Origin of the sequence: Candidatus Pelagibacter communis, assembly GCF_001179925.1 — a bacterium.
In the GTDB taxonomy this organism is placed as follows: domain Bacteria; phylum Pseudomonadota; class Alphaproteobacteria; order Pelagibacterales; family Pelagibacteraceae; genus Pelagibacter; species Pelagibacter ubique_E.
Genome location: NZ_CVSF01000068.1, coordinates 144,720 through 163,519, shown reverse-complemented (window position 1 = coordinate 163,519; position 18,800 = coordinate 144,720). Strand labels below are relative to the sequence as shown.

Sequence of the window (18,800 nt, the reverse complement as noted above, 5' to 3'; positions counted from 1 at the left end):
GCTAAAAAGGAAGAGGCTCCAAAAGCAGAAGCTAAAAAGGAAGAGGCTCCAAAAGCAGAAGCTCCAAAAGAGGAGAAAAAGTAATTTAAGGTTTAATTATGTTAAAGACACAAGTGTTAACACTTTATCCAGAAATTTTCCCTGGTCCGTTAAACAAAGGACTATATGGAAAAGCAATGGCTAAAAAGTTATGGAGTCTTAATGTAGTAAATATAAGAGATGCAGCAACAGATAAACACAAAACTGTCGATGATACTCCATATGGCGGTGGATCAGGTATGCTGTTAAAACCAGATATATTAGCAAAATCAATTGATAATAATACCCAAAATGGGGAAAGAATTTTTTATCTTTCACCAAAAGGTAAAAAATTTGATCAAAGACTTGCTCAAGATTTATCAAAAGAAAAATCATTCACTTTAATTTGTGGACATTTTGAAGGTGTTGATGAAAGAGTATTATCAACAAGAAATATTGAGGAAATAAGTATAGGAGATTATGTGCTTTCTGGTGGGGAAACAGCTGCTCTTGTAGTTCTTGATAGTGTGTTAAGACTTTTGCCTGGAGTCTTAGGTAATGATAAATCATCTTCTGAGGAAACATTTGAAAATGGTCTTTTAGAATATCCTCAATATACAAAACCTCAAATTTGGGAGGAAAAATCAGTACCAGATGTCTTATTATCAGGGGATCATAGCAAAATTAAAGACTGGCGTTTATCTCAATCTGAGGCTATAACACGCGTCCGAAGACCAGATTTGTGGCAAAAATATAAGAAGAATTAACTTAATAAATATTTAAATGAAGACGATTGAAGAAATAAACCAACATAATGTAAAAAAAATTCTATCGGAAAAAAAGATTCCAAAATTCTTTCCAGGTGATGTTGTAAAAGTTGGTGTAAGAATAACAGAGGGAAAAAAAGAGAGAATTCAGTATTTTGAAGGAGTATGTATTGCAAAAAAAAGTAGAGATTTAAATTCTTCTTTTACTGTAAGAAAGATTTCTTTTGGTGAAGGTGTTGAGAGAACATTCCCCCTATTTGGTACAGTAATTGACTCAATTAATGTCATCCGTTCAGGAAAAGTTAGAAGAGCTAAACTATATTACTTAAGAGACAGAACTGGTAAATCAGCTAGAATTGCTGAAAAAATAAGAAAGAAGATTGGTATTGATATAGATGTAAAACCAGAAACAGTAACTGAAGAAAATTTAGCTCCTGTTTCAACAGAAGAATCTAATAGTAAAGAAGATATAACTAAGGCAGAGGCTAAGAAAGAAGAAACTCCTAAGAAAGAGCCAAAAAAAGAAGAAACTGCCAAAGTTGAACCAAAACCTAAAACTGAAGAAAAACTTGAAACTTCTCCAGAAAAAAAATAATTTTTTTTTCAATGCCTAATACCCTTTACGACAAAATTTGGAAAGAACACTTAGTTGATCAGCAAGATGATGGTACAGCTTTATTATTTGTTGATAGGCATCTCGTTCATGAAGTGACTAGTCCACAAGCATTTGAAGGTTTACGAAATTCTAAAAGAAAAGTAAGACACCCAAAGCTTACATTGGCCGTTGCAGATCACAACGTCCCAACAACTGATAGAACCAACGGTATTTCAGATAAAGAATCTAAAATTCAAGTTGATACATTAGAAAAGAATTGCAAGGAATTTGATATCCAACTTTTTGGAATGGAGGATAAGCGTCAAGGTATAGTTCATATAATTGGGCCTGAACAAGGATTTACTCAACCTGGAACAGTTATAGTTTGTGGAGATAGTCATACAGCTACACATGGAGCGTTTGGTGCTTTGGCATTTGGAATAGGTACCTCAGAGGTTGAACACGTGCTAGCGACACAAACTTTAGTGCAAAAAAAAGCAAAAAATTTCAGAATAAATGTTAATGGAAAACTTCCGTTAGGCGTTACATCAAAAGATGTAATTTTACAAATAATTGGAAAAATAGGGACAGCAGGCGGAACAGGATGTGTTATTGAGTATGCTGGTGATTTAATCAGATCATTGAGTGTTGAGCAAAGAATGACTATATGCAACATGACTATAGAGGGTGGAGCAAGAGCGGGTTTGATTGCACCAGACGAAAAAATTTTCAAGTATTTGAAGGGAAAACCTATGTCACCTAAAGGTGAAAATTGGGATAAAGCTTTAGCATACTGGAGAAGTTTAAAATCCGATGATGGTGCAAATTTTGACAAAGAAATAAGTCTTCAAGCTAATGAAATTTCACCAATGATTACTTGGGGAACTTCACCTCAAGATGTCATTACTATTGAGGACAAAGTTCCAAACCCAAACAATGAAAAGGATAAAGATAGAAAAAACTCTATTGAAAGAGCACTAAAATATATGGGTTTAAAACCTGATATGGCTGCTAAAGATATTAAGATTGATAAGGTTTTTATAGGTAGTTGCACAAATGGAAGAATTGAGGATTTAAGAGAAGCAGCAAAGATTTTAAAAGATAAAAAAATTGCCTCTCATGTTCATGCAATGGTTGTTCCAGGGTCTGGTTTAGTGAAAGAACAAGCAGAGCAAGAAGGTTTACATAAAATATTTGAAGAGTCTGGTTTTGAATGGAGAGAACCAGGATGTTCTATGTGTTTAGCAATGAATGCTGATAAATTAAAACCAGAGCAAAGATGTGCATCAACATCAAACAGAAACTTTGAGGGAAGACAAGGTAGAGGTGGAAGAACACACCTCGTGAGCCCGGGAATGGCAGCTGCAGCAGCAATTTCTGGAAATTTGGATGATGTAAGAAAGTATCAAAATTAATGCAAAAATTTTCCACCTTAAAAAGTATTCCAGCATATTTACCAATAGTAAATATCGATACTGATATGATTATTCCAAAACAGTTTTTAAAAACTATTAAAAGAACTGGACTAGGAAAAAATTTATTTTTTGAAATGAGGTATGATGATAATGGAAATAAAATAAGTGATTTTATATTAAATCAAAATCCATTTACAAATTCAAAAATACTTATAGCAGGAAAAAACTTTGGTTGTGGATCCTCAAGAGAACACGCCCCTTGGGCATTATTAGATTTTGGTATTACATGTGTAATTAGCTCTAGTTTTGCTGATATTTTTTATAACAATTGTTTTAAAAATGGAATTTTACCAATTATAGTTGATGAGGAAAAAATAAAAGAATTGTCAGAATATGCTAATAGAAAAGAGGAAATTTCAGTAGACCTTAAAGAAGAAAAAATAGTTTATGGTAATAATGAAATTAAATTCAAAATAGACTCCTTTAAAAAAAAATGTCTTTTAGAAGGTTTAGATGATATAGCACTATCTTTAAACAAGTCTGATAAAATTAATAGTTTTGAGCAAAAATTAAAAAGCTCTAAGCCATGGATTATAAGTGATTAAGGTAAAAAAAAGAAAGATATTATTACTTCCTGGAGATGGTATTGGACCCGAAGTTATTGGTGAAGTAAAAAAAATTATCAGTTGGTTCAATGATAAAAAATCTTTAGATTTTGAGATGGATGAAGATTTAGCGGGAGGATGCTCTTACGATAAGCATGGTACACCAATCACAGATGAGGTTTTTTACAAGGCATTAGAAAGTGCAGTTGTTTTGTTAGGCGCTGTAGGAGGACCAAAGTGGGATAATGTTGAGTTTTCTAAAAAACCCGAGAGAGCACTTTTAAAATTGAGAAAAGAATTAAAACTATTTGCTAATTTGAGACCAGCAATATGTTTTAAACAATTAGTTGATGCCTCAACATTAAAACCTGAAATTGTTTCAGGTTTAGATATTATGATTGTTAGAGAGTTAACAGGAGGAATATATTTTGGTGAGCCTAGAGGAATTAAACCAATAGAAAATGGTGAAAGAAAAGGGATTAATACTCATACTTATACAAGCAATGAGATTATAAGAGTAGCTAGAGTTGCCTTTGATTTAGCAAAAAAAAGATCAAACAAAGTGACATCTTGCGAAAAATCAAACGTTATGGAAGCAGGCCAACTTTGGAAAGAAGAGGTTCAGACATTACACGATAAAGAATTTAAAGACGTTGAATTAAATCATATGCTTGCAGACAATTGTGCTATGCAGTTGTTGAGAAATCCAAAGCAATTTGACGTAATTGTAACAGATAATTTGTTTGGAGATATGTTATCTGACCAAGCCTCAATGTTAACTGGTTCATTAGGCCTTTTGCCTTCTGCATCTTTAGGTGCAAAAAATAAAGATGGAGAGATGAGGGCTATGTATGAACCTATTCATGGTTCGGCTCCAGATATAGCTGGTAAAAGTATTGCTAATCCAATAGCTACAATTTTAAGTTTTGCTATGGCTTTGAGGTATTCATTAGATTTAGATAAAGAAGCAGAAGCTCTGGAAAAAGCTGTACAAGATGTGTTAAATGATGGTTTAAGAACTAAAGATATTTTATCAAAAGGTACAAAAGAGGTGACTACATCACAAATGGGTGATGCGATCATTTCAAAATTGCAATAATTAATTAATTATTTTAAAATCAAATTATGCCAACTTATACTGCACCTGTTGAAGATATGATGTTTCTTTTTGAAAAACTAAGAAACAACAAAGAGTATAATGAATTGGAAAAATATAAAGAAGTTACACCAGATTTAGTAAAAGATATTTTACAAGAAGCAGCAAAAATAAATCAAAATTTAATTTTACCATTAGCTAAAGCTGGGGATGAAAATCCTGCAATTTTAGAAAATGGGGTTGTAAGAACTCCTCCGGGTTACAAAGAGGCTTATAAAAAATATATTGAAGATGGTTGGACATCTTTATCATGTGATCCAAAATATGGAGGTCAAGGTATGCCAAAAACTGTAAGTGCATTTTTTGATGAAATGCTATCCTCTGCTAGCCTTTCCTTTAAACTCTATAGTGAACTAAGTATTGGTGCTTATAATTGTATTAATCATCATGCTAGTGACGAAATAAAAAATAAATATTTACCAAAAATTGTAGAAGGTAAGTGGAGTGGAACAATGTGCTTAACAGAGCCAGTATGTGGTACTGATTTAGGACTATTAAAAACAAAGGCTAAAAAACAATCCGATGGTACATTCAAATTAACTGGTCAGAAAATTTTTATTACCTCTGGTGATCATGATTTAACTGAAAATATTATCCATTTAGTTTTAGCAAGAGTCGATGACTCTCCAGCTGGCACTAAAGGTATCAGCCTGTTTTTAGTTCCAAAGTTTATTGTAAAAGAAGATGGAAATGTTGGTCCAAGAAATGGAATATCAACTGGTTCTATCGAAACAAAAATGGGAATTAAAGGATCAGCAACTTGTGTTCTCAATTTTGATGAAGCAACTGGTTACATGATTGGTGATAAGGAAAAAGGTTTGAGTGCAATGTTTACAATGATGAATCTTGAGAGAATCGTTGTTGGGATACAAGGTTTAGGTATATCAGAGATTGCTTATCAAAACTCACTTTCATACGCAAAAGAAAGAAAGCAAGGTAAGTCGAATAATTCAAAATCTAAAAATGGTGCTGATTTTATAATTGAGCATGCAGATATTAGAAGATCGTTGTTAAATATGAAATCTATTATTGAGGGCGAGAGAGCCTTATGTTTTTGGTTATCTCAACAAACTGAGGTAAGTCTATATCATCCAGATGAAAAAGCACGGCAGGAGGCATCTGACTATGTCTCATTAATGACTCCAGTAGTTAAATCTTTGTTTACAGATTTAGCAATGGAGATCACTAGTGATGCAATGCAAATTTATGGTGGGTATGGTTATACTAAAGATCAAGGAATAGAACAGTTGTATAGGGATAATAGAATCACACCAATTTACGAGGGTACAAATTCTGTGCAAGCTGCCGATTTAGTTTTTAGAAAATTATCAAATAAGAACGGGAATGTAATTAATAAATTTTTAGACCAGGTTAAAAATGAATGTAATTCTAATAACGAAAAAATAAGACCATTCATTTCAGATTTTAATAATTATTTAGATATATTAAAAAAATTTAGTGATTGGATGATTGATAAATCTAAAACAGATAAAGATGATGTAAGTGCTGCTGCTAATGATTATCTTAAAACTCTCGGATTTGTTTCGATTGCTTACGCATGGATAAAAGTACTAGAGGTAAGTTTTAAAGATTATAATGAAAATAAAAGCTTTTATGATGACAAAATCGATACTGCTAGGTTTTATTTTGATAAAGTTCTACCAAGAGCTGAGCAACATTACAAATCAGCGATTTCTGGAAGTTCCAATATTATGAATTTTAAATTCAATTAAATGAGTCATTACGATACTAATTTAGATAAGAATAGCGCAAATTATGTTCCTTTAACCCCTTTGACTTTTTTGAAGAGAGCAAAAGAGATTTATCCTGATTATGAAGCTATTGTCTATGAAGATCGTAAATACACTTGGGCTGAGATTTACAAACGTACTATTAAATTTGCTAGCGCCCTTAATAAAATTGGAATAAAAAAAGGAGATACTGTCTCATTTTTAGCTTTCAACACACCTGAAATTTTTGAGGGACATTACTCTGTTCCTATGACTGGTGCAGTTTTAAATACAATTAATATAAGATTAGATGCTAAAACTATTGCTTATATTTTAGAACATAGTGATGCTAAAGTTCTTGTTGTTGATAGACAATTACATATTGAAGTTAAAAAAGCGTTAACCATTTTAAAAAGGAAAATTATAATTATTGATATAGATGATAAATATGCAGACCAATCAAAATGTGAAAAAATTGGTGATCTAGAATACGAAAGTTTTTTAAATACCGGTGATGAAAAATTTGACTGGAGAATGCCAGAGGATGAGTGGCAAGCAATATCATTGAGCTATACATCTGGAACCACTGGAAACCCTAAAGGCGTTGTTTACCATCATCGGGGGTCATATTTAATGTCCACGGGCAGTGCAGTTGCTTGGAACATGCCAAACAGACTTAATTTTTTAACTATTGTCCCAATGTTCCATTGCAATGGATGGGGTTATCCTTGGACTATCCCTATGTTAAATGGAAGAACAATTTGTTTAAGGAATATAGATGTTAAAAAAATATTTGAGTTAATAGACAAACATAATGTCACTCACTTTGGTGGAGCGCCCATTGTACTTAATATGATAACTGGTGCACCAGAGTCTGATAAAAAAAAATTAAAACAAAAAGTATATGTGCTTACCGCAGGAGCCCCACCGCCAAGTATAATTTTCAAAAAAATGAAAGAGCTTGGTTTTGAAGTTATGCATGTTTATGGTTTAACCGAAACTTATGGACACGTAACTCAATGTGCTTGGAATGATGCTTGGAATGACTTCAATGAGGAAAAACAGAACGAAATTAAAGCAAGACAAGGAGTTAGATATCCTAATACAGAAGGGATTGCTGTGATGGATCCAAAATCAATGACTGAAGTTCCAAAAGATGGAAAGACGATTGGTGAAATAATGATCAAAGGAAATGTAGTCATGAAGGGTTATTTTAAGGATAAGGATGCTACAAATAAAGCGATGGCTGGTGGTTGGTTTCATTCTGGAGACTTAGCAGTGATGCATCCAGATGGATATGTGAAAATACAGGATAGATCAAAAGATATAATTATTTCTGGTGGAGAAAATATTTCATCAATTGAAATAGAAAATACTCTATCCAAACATCCCTCAGTATCAATTGCCGCTGTGGTAGCTAAACCCGATGAAAAATGGGGAGAAGTACCTTGTGCATTTATTGAGATGGTTAAAGATAAACCAACTACTGAGAAAGAATTAATAAGCTTTTGTAAAGAAACTTTGGCTGGTTTTAAAGTTCCAAAACAGGTCGTTTTCTGTGAATTACCAAAAACTTCTACAGGTAAAATTCAAAAATTTGAACTTAGAAAAAAATTTTAGGTAATTGATTGAAAGTAACTATACAAAATAAAAGCGTTTATGCTTCTGATGCTGGCCAAGGTATAAAAAATTCTAAAGACACAATAGTATTTTTGCACGGAAGTGGTTTATCACATATCGTTTGGTCTTTAACTGAACAATTTTTTTCAAACAAAAACTTTAATGTTTTATCAATTGATTTACCTGGGCATGGTAATTCTGAAGGCCCATGTTTGAATAGTATCGAAAAAATTGCAGATTGGTTAGAAAAGGTTTTTGAAGAATTAAAATTAAAGAATATAATTCTTGTTGGTCATTCACAAGGTTGTCTAGAAGCTCTTGAATATTCATTTAAATATAAAGACAGATTAAAAAAAATAGTATTTGTTGGAGGCTCTTATCAAATGCCTGTTAATAAAGATCTAATTGATTTAGCTTCAGATGGAGACTCTGATGCTGTCAAATTAATGATGAAATGGGGCTATGAAGGTTCAAAAAAATTTATTGGTGGAAACCCAGTAGAAAAAATAATTCAATCACCTAGAGATATTAGTGAAATTTTAGCTGTCGATCTAATTGCATGTAATAATTATCAAAATGGATCTGATGCGGCTAAAGCTATAAATTGTCCTACCATGTTTATATTTGGAGAACTTGACAAGATGATTAACTTAGAAAGTGGAAAAAAATTTACTAATTTAGTCAAAAACTCAACTACTCATACTATTATTGGATCAGGACACATGATTATGATTGAAAAAGCTTTTGAAATGCGAGAAAAGATTTTTGAATTTTTAAATAAATGAAAAACTATTCTATAGCTAAATCAAGAAGAATAAGAAGCACTCCTTACACCTCAAGAATAGAAAAACAAGGAGTTACAGCTTATACAGTATATAATCACATGTTGCTACCAGCTGCGTTTGGATCAATAGAAGAGTCTTGTGAGCATTTAAAAAAGAATGTTCAAATATGGGATGTTGCAGCAGAAAGACAAGTTCAAATTTCTGGACCAGATTCAGGGAAACTTGTTCAGCTTATGACCTGTCGAGATTTATCAAAATCAAAAATTGGGAGATGTTATTATTGTCCATTAATTGATGATAATGGTAATTTAGTTAATGATCCGGTAATATTAAAATTAGCTGAAGATAAATGGTGGATCTCGATTGCAGACTCCGATGTTATTTTTTTTGCCAAAGGTCTAGCAGCAGGAAATCAATTTAATGTTAAAATTTTTGAACCCGAGGTAGATATAATTGCAATACAAGGTCCGAAATCGTTTGATTTAATGGAAAAAGTATTTGGAAAAACGATTAAAGAATTAAAATTTTTTGGGTTTGATTATTTTGATTATAAAGGTGTTGAACATTTGATAGCTAGATCAGGATGGTCAAAACAAGGTGGTTTTGAGGTTTATGTTGAAAATACGGAGTCTGGATTAGATTTATATGATTATTTTTTTCAAATTGGTCAAGAATTTAATGTAAAACCTGGTTGTCCAAATCTTATTGAAAGAATTGAAAGTGGACTTCTATCTTACGGAAATGATTTTGATAATAACGACAACCCTTTTGAATGTGGATTTGATAAATATGTAAATTTAGATACAGATGCAGTGTTTTTAGGAAAAGAAAAATTGAAAAAGATTGAGTCTGAAGGAGTAAAAAGAAAACTTATGGGGGTTCATATTGAAACAAATTATATTAGTTTAACTGGTTCATTAGATATCATGAGCGATGATGGGAAAATTATGGGAAATCTTCGATCAGCATGTTATTCACCTTATTTTAAAAAAGTTATAGGTATTGCAATGATAAATGAGCCTTTTTGCAAAGCTTCAGAGACTGGTAAGCTTGAAATTGAAGGTAAAATTTTCGCTCTAAAAGTTTGCGATTTGCCTTTCATCTAGTATAAAACTCACATCATGGATATTGCGATAGTCGGTGCAACTGGAAATGTTGGTAGAAAAATATTAGAAGTTATTGAAAAAAAAGATATTTCTATTGATAATCTATATTTGTTGGCATCGTCTAAAAGTGTCGGAAAAAAAATAAAATTTAAAGGTAAAGAATATGAAGTCTTTGATTTAGAAAGTTTTGACTTTTCAAAAGTAAAAATAACTTTTTTTTCAGCTGGAGGAAAAATCTCAGAAAAATTTGTAGAAAAAGCCGCAAAAAGTTGTCTTGTAATAGATAACTCAAGCTATTATAGGATGGATCCAGACGTACCTTTAATAGTTCCACAAGTTAATTCTGAAGACTTAAATAATATCAAAAAAAATATTATAGCAAATCCAAATTGCTCAACTGCTCAATTAGTAATTGCACTTAAACCTTTGCATGATTTATATATTATTAAAAGAATAGTTGTTTCTACTTATCAATCAGTTTCAGGAGGAGGCAAAGCACCTATGGATGAGTTAATTGAACAGACTAAATTAGCGTTAGATGGAAAAAAAATAAATTCTCAAAATTTTACAAAACAAATAGCTTTTAATGCTATTCCTCATATAGATGTATTTTCTGATAATGGTTATACTAAAGAAGAACTCAAAATGATTAATGAGACAAAAAAAATTTTAGACAACAGAATAGATTTAACAGCTACTTGTGTAAGGTTACCTATATCTGTCTCTCACTCTGAATCAGTAAATATTCAATTTGAAAAACCTTTTTCACTTGAAAAAGTTAGAGATGCGTTAGACAATTTTGATGGCTGTAAAGTTATTGATGATAGATCAGATGGAGGATATTCTACACCTCTTGAGGCAGAAGGTAGAGAAGAAACCTTTATTTCAAGAATAAGAGAGGACAAGACTATAAAAAATGGATTAAACTTGTGGATTGTTTCAGACAACTTACTTAGAGGTGCAGCTTTGAATTCGGTAGAAATAGCTGAAACATTAATCAAAAATAATTTTTATGGAAAATAAATCTCCTTTATCACCTCACATACAAATTTATAAGTGGCATATTTCGTCTTTGGTATCTATTTCTAATAGAATTACAGGTATAATTAATATTATCGCAATTACATTAGTTTGTTTATGGGCCTCTTTGCTTCTTTTAGGTGAAAGTAGTTATGAAATTATAAATTTATTCTTAAACTCTTTTATCGGAAAATTTATGATCCTAGGAATAACATGGTCTTTTTTGTTCCAAGTTTTAAGTGAGATTAGGCATTTGATTATGGATTTAGGATATGGATTTGAATTAAAGACAACAAGAATTACTGGACTATTAGTTATCTTTGGATCAATAATTTTAACAATAGTTTTTTATTTGATTGGAAAGAATTTTATATAATGATTAACGCTACAAAAAAATGGATCTTTTTGAAAATTAGTGGAGCTATATTAGTTCCATTGATGTTGTGGTTTATTTTAAACTTAATAGTTATTTACGACCAGGACTATATAAATGTTGTCAATTTTTTTACAAATTCATTTTCTAAGTTTCTATTTAGTATTTTTATTATTGTTGCATATTTCTTTTCAGCTTTAAGTATTAGCGAGGTTTTTGAAGATTATATTAAAAAAGATAAAATCAAAAATGTCGCAAACAGACTTTTATATGCTTCAGCAGTGGTAATTCCATTAATTACAATTATATTAATATCTAATATATGAGTTCATATAAAATAATTGATCACGAATATGATGTAGTAGTCCTCGGTGCTGGAGGTTCAGGTTTAAGGGCCGCTGTAGGTTTAAGTGAAGCTGGTTTAAAAACTGCTTGTATTTCAAAAGTGTTTCCAACTAGAAGTCATACTTCTGCTGCTCAAGGTGGAATTTCAGCTGCCTTAGGAAATATGGGAGAAGATGATTGGCGTTGGCACATGTACGATACAGTTAAAGGTGCTGATTGGCTTGGAGATCAAGATAGTATTGAATATTTATGCAAAGAAGCTCCAAAAGCTGTGATTGAATTAGAAAAATATGGAGTTCCATTTAGTCGAACAGATGATGGTAAAATATATCAAAGACCTTTTGGTGGTATGACCAAAAATTATGGCAATGGCATTGTTCAGAGAACTTGTGCTGCTGCTGATAGAACAGGCCATGCAATTTTACATACACTTTATGGTCAGGCGCTTAAACATAATACAGAATTTTTTATTGAATATTTTGCTTTAGATTTATTAATGAAGAATGGCGAATGTAAAGGATTGATAGCATGGAATTTAAACGATGGAACAATTCATAGATTTAGATCTCATACTGTAATTATTGCAACAGGAGGCTATGGAAAAGTTTATTATTCAGCTACCTCTGCACATACTTGTACTGGTGACGGAAATGCAATGGTTTTGAGAGCAGGATTACCTTTGCAAGATATGGAATTTGTTCAATTTCATCCAACTGGAATATATGGGCATGGAACTTTAATTACGGAAGGTGCAAGAGGAGAAGGTGGATATCTTACAAACTCAAAAGGTGAGAGATTTATGGAAAGATATGCCCCTAAAGCTAAAGATCTTGCATCAAGAGATGTTGTAAGCCGTTCTATGTCAATTGAAATAAATGAAGGGAGAGGAGTTGGGAAAGATGGAGATCACGTTCATCTAAACTTAAGTCATTTAGATAAGGAAATCATTGAAAGTAGATTACCAGGAATAACTGATGCAGCGAGGTTATTTGCTGATGTAGATATTACTAAAGAGCCTATACCGGTTGTGCCAACAGTCCATTACAACATGGGCGGTATACCTACAAATTATAAAGCTGAGGTTTTAACAGTTAATGGATCAGAAAAAACTGTTCCTGGTTTAATGGCAATAGGTGAAGCTGCATGTGTTTCAGTTCACGGAGCAAACAGATTAGGTTCAAATTCATTGATTGATTTAGTTGTCTTTGGAAGAGCTGCAGCAAAAAGAGCTGCTGAATTGATTAAACCTGGAGCTCCTCATGAGGAAATAGGAGATTTAGAAACACAAAAATGTTTAGATAGATTCGACAAGTTAAGAAATGCCAAAGGAGAAAATAGTACTGCAGAATTAAGATTATCTATGCAGAAGACAATGCAATCAAAATGTGCAGTTTTTAGAACAGAAAAAACCTTAAAAGAGGGTGTTGAAGAAATTAAAAAAACTTATGATGGTATGAATTCTATCTCAGTAAAAGATAAATCATTAGTTTTTAATACTGATTTAGTAGAGACACTTGAGTTTGATAACCTTATAAGACAAGCTGTTGTAACGGTGGATTCAGCATACAACAGGAAAGAAAGCAGAGGAGCCCATGCTAGAGAAGACTACCCTAAACGTAATGATGAACAATTTATGCAACATACATTATCTTGGTGTGATGGAAAAAATACAAAAATTACCTATAGACCAGTTCATAAGTCAACACTCACAAACGAAGTACAATATTTTCCGCCTCAAGAAAGAGTATATTAATGGTTAATATAAATTTACCTGAAAATTCTAAAGTTAAAAAAGGTAAGTATTTTAAAGATAAAACAGGATCGAACAATATCAGAAAAGTAAATGTTTACAGATGGGATCCATCTGATGGAGAAAATCCAAGAATAGACACATATGAGGTAGATATGAATAATTGTCCATCTAAAGTTTTAGATATTTTAAATAAAATTAAAAATGAAATAGACTCAACATTAGCTTACAGAAGATCTTGTGCTCATGGCGTTTGTGGGTCATGTGCAATGAACATAGATGGCAAAAATGGATTAGCTTGTACTACTTCACATTCCCAAATAGATGGTGAAATTAATATTTATCCATTACCACATCTTAAAGTAAAAAAAGATTTAATTGGTGATTTAGATGGTCTTTATAAACAATATCAATCTATTGAACCTTGGTTAAAATCTCAGAGTAAAACTCAGTCAACTGAAATTTATCAATCAAAAAAAGATAGAGCTAAACTTGACGGGGCGTATGAATGTATAATGTGTGCCTGCTGTTCAACTTCGTGTCCTAGTTATTGGTGGAACGGTGATAAATATTTAGGACCAGCTGTTTTACTTCAGGCGTATAGATGGATTATAGATAGTCGTGATGAAGAGAGAAAAAAAAGACTAAAAAAAGTTGCCGATGAGCTCAAGCTTTATAGATGTCATACAATTTTAAATTGTACTAGTGCATGTCCAAAAGGGTTAAATCCCGCAAAAGCTATTGCTGAAATCAAAAAAATGGTAGCAGCATCTAATCTTTAAAAAGAATTTTTTTTAAATTTAAAGCAGCTGTTTGCATAGAAGGTAAAATTTTTTTTAAATCTTCTATATTTTTTCTACTTTTAGCAGTATGTGTTGACAAACAAAAACATAATTCGTTGTTCTTGTTAAATATCGGTACAGAAAGTCCAACCATTCCATTAAACCACTCCTCATCATCAAAAGCATATTTATTTGAATTTATTTTTTTAAGTTCATTCTTAAATTGAGTAATCTCAATTATTGTATTTTTTGCAGTTTTAGGAGTTTTAATATTTTTAAAAATCTCAATAGCTTCTTTTTCTTTTAAACAAGATAAATAAAGTTTTCCCGAAGCTGATGCGTGTAGAGGAAGATGATCTCCAGCTTCTAAATTTAATTGCATAGGCCAATGAAATTCAATTCTATCGAAATAAACAAGTTTGGTTCCGATAGGAATCGATAAACTTACAGTTTCTTGGATATCATTAGTGAGTTTTCTTAAGTGAGATCTTCTTAAAGTAAAATTTGGCTCATATGGTAAGCTATTTAAAATTATATTTCTTATTTTTGGACCTGGTATGTATTTTTTCGTTCCAGTGGGTATTATATATTTTTCTTCACACAGGGTGTCTATATGTCGATAAATTGTAGCTAGAGGTATTTTTAATTTATGAGATATTTTTTTTGCTGTAAAACTATCTGGGTCTAACAGTATCTCTTCAAGAATATTTAATATTCTTTTTGGAGAGGTTCTGGTATTACTTCCGTTCATTCAACTTAACTTTAAACAGATTTAAGACAAAACTGGAATAGTGAATTCTGGCCCAGCATTATCTTCTACCCAGGTGACAGTAGCTGTTTTTAATTTTGTATAAAATCTAACACCCTCTGGTCCATGCATCGAATGATCTCCGAATAAGGATCTTTTCCATCCACCAAAGCTGTGATAAGCCACAGGTACAGGTATAGGAACATTAACTCCAATCATTCCAATTTTTGCATTTTCAGTAAAATGTTTTGCGATATTTCCACTTTTTGTGAAGACTGCAGCACCATTCCCTAATTCATGATCATTTACTAGTTTTAAGGCATCTTCATAAGTTTCTGTAGTCATCATGCTAAGTACAGGACCAAAAATTTCTTCTTTATAAATTTTCATATCAGGTTTTACATCATTAAAAATAGTTGGACCTACAAAATAACCATTTTCATATCCTTGTTTTTTAAATTTTCTGCCATCAGCTAATAATTTTGCTCCCTCTTTTTCTCCAGTGTCAATATAACCTAATACTTTTTTAAAATGTGCCTGATTATTTAAAGGACCAAAATCACTTTTTTCATCAGTATAAGGACCAACATTTAGTTTTGATGCTTCTTTTAAAAGTTTTGTTTTTATTTTTTCATTAGTTTTTTTTCCTACACATACAGCCACTGAAATAGCCATACATCTCTCTCCTGCAGATCCAAAAGCAGAGCCAATAAGTGCATCAGTTGTTTTGTCAATATCAGCATCAGGCATTATAATCATATGATTTTTCGCTCCACCTAATGCTTGAACTCTTTTATTATTTTTTGTGCCAGTGTGATAAACATATTCTGCAATCGGGGTGGATCCCACAAAACTAATTGCTTGCACTGTTTTGCTCTCTAATAAAGTATCTACAGCTTCTTTATCTCCATTCACACAATTTAAAACTCCTGGAGGCAAACCTGCTTGAATTGCTAATTCTGCTAATTTCATTGGACAACTTGGATCTTTTTCTGATGGCTTTAAAACAAAAGTATTTCCACATGCGATTGCAACGGGAAACATCCACATAGGAACCATTGCTGGAAAATTAAAGGGTGTAATTCCTGCACAAACTCCTAAAGGTTGTCTTAATGTATGAGAGTCTACATTTGTTCCAACATTTGCAGAATGATCACCTTTAAGTGAGTCAGTTATTCCTGTTGCGTATTCAACAACTTCGATGCCTCTTTGAATAGAGCCTTTTGCATCAGGAATAGTTTTTCCATGTTGTTCTGAAACCATAACAGCTAGGTCATCCATATTTTTTATTAATAAATCTTTAAATTTTGCTAGAATTCTTGCTCTATTTATCGGAGTAGTTTTGGACCATTTTTGAAAAGCTTTTGCTGAATTTTCTATAGCCATTTCAACTGTTGTTTTGCTGGCTAACTCAACTTTTGCTATTTCTTCTCCTATTGCTGGATTAAATATTGGACCTAGTCTGGACTTGTCATCACTATAAATTTTTCCATCTATGAAATGACTAATTTTTTTCATCGTATTCTTTTGTATTTTTAGTTTATAGCAGCTTTTTTTCTATTGCAAATAGTATTCCTTAAATGAGAAAAATATTATCAATTAAAGTTGACTCCTATTTTTAGGTACGGTTAGATTGTAATAATAAAATTTGGGGGATGCTTGGTTAATAGAGACAATGTCCGAGTTTGCGTGCCAAGGTATATGCAGATTGGCAAGGGCAGCCTAAATCAACTACCAGAAATAATTAGAATAATTGGATCTGTAAAATCTTTGCTGATTGTAACAGATAAACAAATGGTAAAATTCGGTTATGTTAAAAAACTTCAAGAATTGCTAGATAAAGAAGGTTTCAAATCCAATGTATTTGATGAGACGATACCTGATCCTACAGACACTGTTGTTTTAAATGGAATTGAATTATTAAAGAAAAACAAAAATGATGCAGTTATAGGCTTTGGTGGTGGAAGTCCAATAGATACTGCAAAAGCAATTGCTGTTTTATCGCAATATAGTAGTGACATTCAAGATTATAAGCCCCCGAGAACTTTCGATAAAAAAGGTTTACCGATTATAGCAATACCCACTACTGCAGGAACAGGATCAGAAGTTACACATCATTCTGTTATCATAGACACAAAAAGCAATAATCATGAAAAAATTTCATGTAGAGGAGAAGGCTTTGTACCTATTGTTTCAATTGTTGATTATGAGTTGACTTTATCTAAGCCAAGAAGATTAACAATAGATAGTGCAATTGATACATTAACACATGGCATAGAAGCTTATGTTAGTAAGAAAGCTACACTGTTTTCAGATAGAATGGCCTTAGATACAATAAGGCTTGTTACAGAAAATATTTACAAAATAGACAAAAATCCTAAGGACATGAAAGCTAGAGAAGGACTTATGCTAGCAGCTACTTTAGGTGGTTTAGCTTTTTCAAATGCTTCAATATGTTTAGTTCATGGAATGAGTAGACCTTTAGGTAGTAACTTTAAGGTTCCTCATGGATTAAGTAATGCAATGTTATTACCAACTATAACTGAATTTTCTATTGATCATGCAAGAAACAAATATGCTGATTGTAGTAAAGCAGGAAATTTTGCTTTACCAGAAGATAATGATGAAACTGCATGTAATAAGTTGATTGAAGGACTTTATAAAATTAATAAAGATTTTGAGGTTCCATCCATGAAATTATTTGGAATCAATCAAAAAAATTTTGAGGCTGAGTTAGAAAATATGGCAACTGATGCTGAGATTTCAGGTGCCCCTAGCCTTAATCCAAGAGTGCCTTCTGTAAATGAAATGGTTGATCTTTACGGAAAAGCATGGAGAGCATTTTAAAATGAGTTGGGAATGTTCTCTAATTTAAAACAACTCAAAACAGAAGAGAGGGGAAAATGAAAAAACTAATAAAAACATCTGTTAGTTTTTTTGCTGTATTTGCTTTAATGATTACTTTTTCATTACAACAAGTTACTGCAGCAGAAAAAATAAGATGGAAAGTACAATCTACTTTTAATACTGGTTGGCCTGCATTAGGAGATCCTGTTGCTCGTTTATCAGATACATTAGATAAAGCGACTGATGGTAGAATAAAATTAAAGGTTTATGAGCCTGGAAAAATACTTCCGCCATTAGAAATCTCACCTTCAATTAGTAAAGGTGACTTGCCTGCAGCTTATAACTACATGGCATATGATCAAGGAAGAATACCTGCGGCAGTTTTATTTGCAGCAGTACCTTTTGGTATGGAGCCTTGGGAATATGCAGCTTGGTGGTTTGAAGGAGAAGGTGCTAAACTAGCTAATGAAATATACAATAAACAAAATATTCAAGTTTTATTGTGTAGTACAATTGGACCTGAAACTGCAGGTTGGTATAGAAACCCTATAACTAGCTTAGCAGATCTTAAAGGATTGAAAATTCGTTTCTCTGGTTTAGGAGGAATGGTTTTAAATGAAATAGGAGCTTCTGCTACTTTAATGGCTGGTGGAGAAATATTTGCTGCTCTAGAAAAAGGAACACTAGATGCTACTGAATATTCTATGCCTGCTATTGATGAGGTTTTAGGTTTTCATAAAATCACGAAGTTCAATCTTTTCCCAGGTTGGCACCAAGTATCAACTTCAACTCATTTCATGATCAACTTAGATTTATGGAAAAAAATGGGTGCAGCAGACCAAGCTTTATTTGAAATGGCTTGTACAGCAGCAGCTATGAGAGCAATTACAACTGGTGAATATCTACAAGGTAAGCAAATTCAAAGCTTCCCTGGTAAAGGTGTTACAGCTGCTAGATTGCCTGATAGTGTATTGAGAGAACTACAAAAAGTAAGCGCTAGAGTAATGAAAGAAGAATCTGCTAAAGACGCTGACTTTGCTAAAGTATGGGCTTCTCAACAAGCATTCATGAAAGAGTATGATGTTTGGCAAAAATGGGGATATTTACCTCGAAACTTTTAGTATTTAATACTAAAAAA

General features: G+C 32.2%; 18 protein-coding genes. 16 read left to right on the top strand and 2 right to left on the bottom strand.

The window, feature by feature from the left end; all coding sequences use genetic code 11:
• The first annotated feature begins 98 nt into the window (after positions 1–98).
• Genes trmD through AMN70_RS05540 form a run of 14 tightly spaced genes read left to right on the top strand, consistent with a single transcriptional unit; the run spans position 99 to position 14,067 of the window.
• Entirely contained in the window at positions 99–785 is a 687-nt protein-coding gene (gene trmD, locus AMN70_RS05605) for a tRNA (guanosine(37)-N1)-methyltransferase TrmD (RefSeq protein ID WP_075502579.1), read from the top strand.
• Between the two features lie 16 nt (positions 786–801).
• Positions 802–1,380 (top strand): 50S ribosomal protein L19, encoded by a 579-nt coding sequence (gene rplS, locus AMN70_RS05775; protein WP_075502578.1) that lies wholly within the window; start codon positions 802–804, stop codon positions 1,378–1,380.
• 11 nt (positions 1,381–1,391) lie between these two features.
• A complete protein-coding gene (leuC, locus tag AMN70_RS05595) occupies positions 1,392–2,795 on the top strand; it encodes a 3-isopropylmalate dehydratase large subunit (protein WP_075502577.1) in 1,404 nt (467 codons plus the stop codon).
• The gene (gene leuD / locus AMN70_RS05590; RefSeq protein ID WP_075502576.1) at positions 2,795–3,400 is read left to right on the top strand and encodes a 3-isopropylmalate dehydratase small subunit; all 606 of its coding nucleotides are present in this window, start codon (positions 2,795–2,797) and stop codon (positions 3,398–3,400) included. The genes leuC and leuD overlap by 1 nt, the downstream gene beginning before the upstream one ends.
• Positions 3,393–4,499, top strand: coding sequence for a 3-isopropylmalate dehydrogenase (gene leuB / locus AMN70_RS05585; protein ID WP_075502575.1), 1,107 nt, complete (start codon positions 3,393–3,395; stop codon positions 4,497–4,499). Before leuD ends, leuB begins: the two co-directional genes overlap by 8 nt.
• Before the next feature lie 26 nt (positions 4,500–4,525).
• Positions 4,526–6,289 carry an acyl-CoA dehydrogenase family protein gene (locus AMN70_RS05580; RefSeq protein WP_075502574.1) on the top strand — a complete coding sequence of 588 codons (1,764 nt, stop codon included), beginning with the start codon at positions 4,526–4,528 and terminating at the stop codon, positions 6,287–6,289.
• Positions 6,290–7,906 carry a long-chain-fatty-acid--CoA ligase gene (locus tag AMN70_RS05575; RefSeq protein WP_075502573.1) on the top strand — a complete coding sequence of 539 codons (1,617 nt, stop codon included), beginning with the start codon at positions 6,290–6,292 and terminating at the stop codon, positions 7,904–7,906. It abuts the gene before it with no gap.
• An 8-nt stretch (positions 7,907–7,914) separates the two neighbouring features.
• On the top strand, positions 7,915–8,691 hold the full coding sequence (locus AMN70_RS05570; RefSeq protein ID WP_075502572.1) for an alpha/beta fold hydrolase: 777 nt from the start codon (positions 7,915–7,917) through the stop codon (positions 8,689–8,691).
• Positions 8,688–9,797, top strand: coding sequence for a dimethylsulfoniopropionate demethylase (locus AMN70_RS05565; RefSeq protein WP_075502571.1), 1,110 nt, complete (start codon positions 8,688–8,690; stop codon positions 9,795–9,797). The genes AMN70_RS05570 and AMN70_RS05565 overlap by 4 nt, the downstream gene beginning before the upstream one ends.
• Positions 9,798–9,812: 15 nt before the next feature.
• A complete protein-coding gene (locus AMN70_RS05560) occupies positions 9,813–10,820 on the top strand; it encodes an aspartate-semialdehyde dehydrogenase (protein WP_075502570.1) in 1,008 nt (335 codons plus the stop codon).
• The gene (gene sdhC / locus AMN70_RS05555; protein ID WP_075502569.1) at positions 10,810–11,193 is read left to right on the top strand and encodes a succinate dehydrogenase, cytochrome b556 subunit; all 384 of its coding nucleotides are present in this window, start codon (positions 10,810–10,812) and stop codon (positions 11,191–11,193) included. Before AMN70_RS05560 ends, sdhC begins: the two co-directional genes overlap by 11 nt.
• Positions 11,193–11,516 carry a succinate dehydrogenase, hydrophobic membrane anchor protein gene (gene sdhD, locus AMN70_RS05550; protein WP_075502568.1) on the top strand — a complete coding sequence of 108 codons (324 nt, stop codon included), beginning with the start codon at positions 11,193–11,195 and terminating at the stop codon, positions 11,514–11,516. The genes sdhC and sdhD overlap by 1 nt, the downstream gene beginning before the upstream one ends.
• The gene (gene sdhA / locus AMN70_RS05545) at positions 11,513–13,288 is read left to right on the top strand and encodes a succinate dehydrogenase flavoprotein subunit (protein ID WP_075502567.1); all 1,776 of its coding nucleotides are present in this window, start codon (positions 11,513–11,515) and stop codon (positions 13,286–13,288) included. Before sdhD ends, sdhA begins: the two co-directional genes overlap by 4 nt.
• Positions 13,288–14,067 carry a succinate dehydrogenase iron-sulfur subunit gene (locus tag AMN70_RS05540; RefSeq protein ID WP_075502566.1) on the top strand — a complete coding sequence of 260 codons (780 nt, stop codon included), beginning with the start codon at positions 13,288–13,290 and terminating at the stop codon, positions 14,065–14,067. Before sdhA ends, AMN70_RS05540 begins: the two co-directional genes overlap by 1 nt.
• Here the strand turns inward: AMN70_RS05540 and AMN70_RS05535 are convergent.
• Together AMN70_RS05535 and AMN70_RS05530 are read right to left on the bottom strand one after the other, a co-directional pair.
• Positions 14,057–14,818 carry an IclR family transcriptional regulator gene (locus AMN70_RS05535; protein ID WP_075502565.1) on the bottom strand — a complete coding sequence of 254 codons (762 nt, stop codon included), beginning with the start codon at positions 14,816–14,818 and terminating at the stop codon, positions 14,057–14,059. The genes AMN70_RS05540 and AMN70_RS05535 overlap by 11 nt on opposite strands.
• Before the next feature lie 21 nt (positions 14,819–14,839).
• Positions 14,840–16,333 carry a CoA-acylating methylmalonate-semialdehyde dehydrogenase gene (locus AMN70_RS05530; RefSeq protein WP_075502564.1) on the bottom strand — a complete coding sequence of 498 codons (1,494 nt, stop codon included), beginning with the start codon at positions 16,331–16,333 and terminating at the stop codon, positions 14,840–14,842.
• A 183-nt stretch (positions 16,334–16,516) separates the two neighbouring features.
• Here AMN70_RS05530 and AMN70_RS05525 point away from each other — a divergent pair, with 183 nt between their 5' ends.
• Together AMN70_RS05525 and AMN70_RS05520 are read left to right on the top strand one after the other, a co-directional pair.
• Complete coding sequence (locus AMN70_RS05525) at positions 16,517–17,662, top strand: iron-containing alcohol dehydrogenase (protein WP_075502563.1); 1,146 nt, start codon at positions 16,517–16,519, stop codon at positions 17,660–17,662.
• Positions 17,663–17,718: 56 nt separating this feature from the next.
• Complete coding sequence (locus AMN70_RS05520) at positions 17,719–18,783, top strand: TRAP transporter substrate-binding protein (RefSeq protein WP_075502562.1); 1,065 nt, start codon at positions 17,719–17,721, stop codon at positions 18,781–18,783.
• The last annotated feature ends 17 nt before the right edge of the window (positions 18,784–18,800 follow it).